At 60.5% G+C, this 4,947-nt stretch carries 4 protein-coding genes; 2 read left to right on the forward strand and 2 right to left on the reverse strand.

Annotation, left to right across the window (positions count from 1 at the left end):
* Positions 1 to 465 precede the first annotated feature (465 nt).
* Positions 466 to 729, forward strand: coding sequence for a hypothetical protein (locus OKC28_RS22645; RefSeq protein ID WP_203765005.1), 264 nt, complete (start codon positions 466 to 468; stop codon positions 727 to 729).
* Positions 730 to 1,258: 529 nt separating this feature from the next.
* The gene (locus OKC28_RS22650) at positions 1,259 to 3,031 is read left to right on the forward strand and encodes a metallophosphoesterase family protein (protein WP_202042025.1); all 1,773 of its coding nucleotides are present in this window, start codon (positions 1,259 to 1,261) and stop codon (positions 3,029 to 3,031) included.
* A gap of 136 nt (positions 3,032 to 3,167) precedes the next feature.
* Here the strand turns inward: OKC28_RS22650 and OKC28_RS22655 are convergent.
* Both OKC28_RS22655 and OKC28_RS22660 read right to left on the reverse strand, forming a co-directional pair.
* Positions 3,168 to 4,720, reverse strand: a protein-coding gene (locus OKC28_RS22655; protein WP_202042024.1) for an IS3 family transposase whose coding sequence is annotated in 2 segments (ribosomal slippage) — positions 3,168 to 4,258 and positions 4,258 to 4,720 — 1,554 coding nt in all. Because the reading frame shifts where the segments join, the coding sequence is not laid out codon by codon here.
* 47 nt (positions 4,721 to 4,767) lie between these two features.
* A partial coding sequence (locus OKC28_RS22660; RefSeq protein WP_270691146.1) for a transposase occupies positions 4,768 to 4,947 on the reverse strand: 180 nt, incomplete at its 5' end.

A 4,947-nucleotide genomic window follows, 5' to 3' on the forward strand; every position in this document is an offset into this window, starting at 1 on the left:
TCATGATGAACCCTTTTTCATGGCTCCAGATGACAAACATGATCTCATATCAGGGACTTGTTCGCACCTTCCCTAACAAGAATTTGAAGCTTGACGGATATTCGTACCACCATTTAACCAAATGGTTAGGACCGTAGGGGCGTATATTGACTCCTCCCGGCGTGCAAGCCTGTTTTGTTTTTGGCTTTAAGTTCGATGGCTCACGTATATCCGGCCTTTACGGTGGGCTCAAGGGCCCGGGCCATAATGGGCTCAGTATAGATTAGCCCCAACACGTAAAGGGAACTGCGCCACACGCTTCCCTATCCCAGCTCAAGGTTCAATCGGCCTTTTTGTGCGTATTTTCGAGCCCCGAGGGCGTATCGGAGGCGCGGGGTTCGAGCGAATCAGTCAGCCACCGTCATGGCTACCGCAGGGGCTTGCGGCCGCCTCTGTGCCTGAGCATCTCATCCTGGATGTGCTGTTATGACTGACAGCGACCTTGCTCTATTTGAATCCTCAAGCTACCGCAATTTTCCTGCTGGAGAAAATGGATACACATGGGCTGAGTCACATTTTGACCGCCCAAAGGGGATTCGAGGGGATTCAAGGGGATTCAAGGGAATTGTTGGCATCACCTCGGCAGAACAACCGCTTCGCGAGCTGCGCTCGCTCCTACAGTTGATCCAGATGACACCTGTGCATTTGGTGCTCGGTCAGGCAGCCCCGGCTTCTGGCTTTTGCCCTTAATCGCCGAAACTCGAAGCCGTCTGTCGGGCCGGGTGGCGGGGTGAACGGAATCGGTGCGCGGTCAGGATGACCGCAAAAGGGAGCGTCACGCCAGGGATGGCGTGTGGCTCCCGGCTGGTGGAGAGAACCCCAGAGCCCGGGGATTTCCCGACAGTCGGCATACGCCCAGCCGTAGGATTGTTAAGGACCGCGGATTCGGTCCTTACCCGCCCCCCCAACGGCAGGTTGGCAAATCGCCTCAGCCGACAGGGCGGAACCGGCCAAGTCGGAACTGAATCAAGCCGGAAACGGACAAACTCATCAATGAGTTAAGCCGAGATTAAGTCCCCTTCGACAAGCTCAGGGCGAACGGTTGCGCCGATGGCGGGTTCACCGAAACCAGCCGCCATCGGCCGGGTCGGGCAGCGGTCGACCGGCCCGGGCCGAGAGACAGGGAGACAGCCCTCGTCTCCCTGTCACACCAGCGTCATTTGGCTGTCATATTCCCCCTCTAGAGTCAGTACTCCAAAAACAAGAAGGGAGTTCCATAATGCGCTCGGGATTGGTTTTATCTGCACTGACAGCGGCCCTGTTGCTGGCGGGCTGTGGCGATGATGAGGCCGAAACAGCGGCCCCGCAAAGCGTGGTCAAGATTGGCGTCATCAGTGACGTGCATGTGTTCGATGCGGTCAAGCTGGGCGGGGTGCCGGGTGAGCCAGCCTATGAAGAGGCCATCGGCAAGGATCGCAAGGCCTTCTTGCAGAGCCAGGCCCTGGTGCAGTCGGCGCTGGATCGTCTGGTCGCGGCGGGCAATCAGGTCATTCTCATCACCGGCGATCTGACCAAGGATGGCGAACAGTACTCCCACGAGTGGTTGCGCGAGGCGATTTCCCAGGTGCAGGCCAAGGGCGTCAAGGTGCTGCTGATCCCCGGCAATCACGATATGAACAACCCCTATGGCACGAACGGCTCCATCTTCCTCGAGCAGAACAGTCTGGGGGCCGAGGTCGGATCCATAGCGCCTTATATGGAGCACACCGACGGTACGCCGCTGTATGACGTGCCACGCTTCGACCGCTTCTATGCCGACTTCGGCTTTAAGGATGCGGTGGCGCGGGATGAACACTCCTTCTCCTACGTCAGCGAGCCGGTGCCCGGCCTTTGGGTGCTGGCGCTGGATCTGGCCAATAGCTCGCTGCCGGAGGCGACCAGCAACTGGTCCACGGAGGCCGGACGGCAGGACTATCCGCCAACCGGCGGCTCGCTGCTGGCGCCGCAACGGGCGCAGACCTGGGCCTGGGTCAAAACCATGGCCGAGCGCGCCAAGGCCGAGGGCAAGGTGCTGCTGACCATGAGCCACTTTGGCGGCATCGAACACTTTACCGGCCAGAACCTGCTGATCCCCGACTATGTGCTGGATGGCGCGGGCAAGGCCTCCTACCTGCAGGGATTGCAGTGGTCGCCCTATGTCGAGACCTTCACCGCCGCCGATGGCAGCACCGGGCAGATCACCTATCAGACCAGCAGCGAATACGTGTCGCGGGCGCTGGCCGAGGCCGGGGTGAACCTGCTGCTGACCGGCCACTTCCATGCCAACGACATAGCGCGCCGCGATTATGGCAATGGCAACTTCCTGATCGACATCGAGACCGGGGCCACCGTCAGCTATCCCGCTTCCATGCGGCAGCTGGTGCTGGATTTGCCGACCAAGACCCTGAGCGTGAATACCGATATCGAGGCGGTGCAAGCCGAGGTGCCGGAGGCCGATCTCGAAGGGCTGGTCGATGCCATGGCGGATAACCTGCTGGCGGCTCTGGGGCTGGAGGTGCCGGATTCGCTGGCCAATCTGCTGGATTCCCTGCTGCTCAAGCGGCCGCTGTGGAGCCTGATGTGCGACCTCTATCTGGTCGGTCAAGGGCTGGACCCGCAGGCCGATCAGGCGCAAGGGGAGGCGGCCATGCTGGCGGCGCTGCCGAGCGGCGTGACGAAAGACGAACTGCAGGCCACCACCCTGACCACGCTCATCTCCACCCTGCTCAAGGCCCACTATGCCGGGGATGAGGGCAGCAATCCGGCGCTCGGTGCCAGTCAGCGCTTTGCCATCGGCTGGCTGACCCAGGTCAATGCCACTCAGTTGCAGGCGCTGATGACGGCGCAGCTCACCGCCATGCAGTTGCAAGGTCAGGTGCCCGACAGCGTGCTGGCCCAGTTCAGCCAGATGGTGCCCCTGATCGGCCTGGTCGGTTACGGCGTGGTCAATGATCCGACCCCGGATCGCAACGTCCGCATCGACCTGACCACCGGCACCCTGCAAGCCCAGTAACTCCCTCGCAAGCAACCCCTGCTCACCGACCGGCTGCCCCTCGCCGGTCATTCTTTGGCTCTTCACCCTGAATTCATCACCTAAGGAAGGTGCGAATAAGCAGCGTTTTTCAAGATAGTTGTCGTGTAAACCTGTTTTAAGCTGCCTGTTTTTGCTCTGGTTCTGCCCGCTCAGGATTCAGCATCACGGCGCCGATCGGTGTCCAATTTCGCGTCTTGCCACTCCACCTCGATGGGTGTTGCGCTCGTGCGGCCTGGTACACTGCATCCCGTTTCGCCAGCAAGAGCTTATCTTCGCCCCGATGCCGTTCTCCCGGGGTGACGAAGCGAATTCGGCTATGCCGGTGCTCGTCGTTATACCAGGCCACAAAGTCACGCACCCACTCCCTGGCGGCCTCCAGACTGGCGAAGCCGTCTGATGGCCACTGTGGGCAGTACTTCAGCGTTCGGAACAACGACTCCGAGTACGGATTATCGTTGCTGACCCGCGGTCGTCCCCGCGAGGGCGTGACACCCAGGTCATGCATCTTGGTCAGCAGCGTGACCGACTTCATCGGCGCGCCGTTGTCCGAGTGCAAGACCAGTGGCTGCTTCCAGCACTGTTCACGCAACACGCTCCGTTGCAGCAGGGCTGCCGCTTGTTCGCCGCACTCCTGCTCATGCACTTCCCAGCCCACGCCTTTGCGGCTGTAAATGTCCTCTATCAGATAGAGGTAGTAAAACTGGCCGCGCACCGTTGACGGCAGGTAGGTGATATCCCAGGACCACACCTGGTTGGGGCCGGTCGCAGTATGGCTGGTGGGTACCGGCACAGGACGCGGTGGCTGGCTTCGGCCGCGCCGATGCTGCTGGTCTGCCGCGCGCAGGATGCGATAGAAGCTCGACTCACTGGCCAAGTAACGCCCTTGGTCGGCTAACCGGGGCACGATTTGGCTCGGTGGCAGCGAGGCAAACTCCGGGCTATTGCAGACCTCCAGCACCGCCTGCCGCTCTTCTGGGCCCAAGGCATGCGCTGGTATGGGACGAACGGCATCCGGTCGCCTATCGGCACAGAGCTCAGGCCCGGCCAACCAGCGCTGGAGCGTGCGCAGACTCAGCCCCAACACCTCGGCCGCCGGATGCTTGCGGGCGCTGGCGTCAAGCGCTTCGCGCCACCATACAACGTATTGCTGCCGCTCTGGCAACGAGGTTAATCGGCCTCGTCGACGTTGCTCCAGTAGGCATCGAGCTTTTTTTGCAATATCAGCAGAGCTGCCGCCTCGGCCAGGGCCTTGTCTTTGCGCCGCAGCTCTTGCTCCAGTTGCCGGATACGCTTCTTGTCCGCCTTGGCCTGTGCCTTCTCCGCCTGTTGTAAGGTACGAGCGGATTGCTGACCCAGAATACAGGCTTGGCGCCATTGCTGGACCTGCTCGGTGTAGAGCCCCTTACGGCGGCAATATTCGCTGAGTTCAATCTCAGAAAGGGCCGCCGTTTCCAGCACGGTGGCGAACTTGGCCTCGGCAGGCCATTCATCGGTCAGTTTGTGGTCACCCGGCACAGGAGCGCCTCCGGCTTTGGCTTGTTTGCGCCAATTATACAGAGTGACCTCGCTGATGTTTTCCTGCCGCGCCAACTCGGCAACGGACATCTTGAATGGCGGCAGCAGCTTCTTGAGCAAGGCCGCCTTCCGCTCACTTGAATAACGAGCCATTCGACGCTCTTCATCCGCCCCCGGTCTTCACTTGTTGATGATTCAGGTCAGGCGACAACTAGTCTGACACCGGGGGAGGTGAACAACATCGCCAGTTGGTTATCGTTTTTCAGCAGCCCCTTGTATCTGGCTTTCACGAAGCCGAACTGCCGCTTGATGATGCGAAACGGGTGCTCCACCTTGGCCCGGATGCTGGCTTTCATGTATTCGATGTTGATGGCCGTTTT

It is taken from the genome of Aeromonas sp. D3, assembly GCF_027705025.1.
In the GTDB taxonomy this organism is placed as follows: domain Bacteria; phylum Pseudomonadota; class Gammaproteobacteria; order Enterobacterales; family Aeromonadaceae; genus Aeromonas; species Aeromonas salmonicida.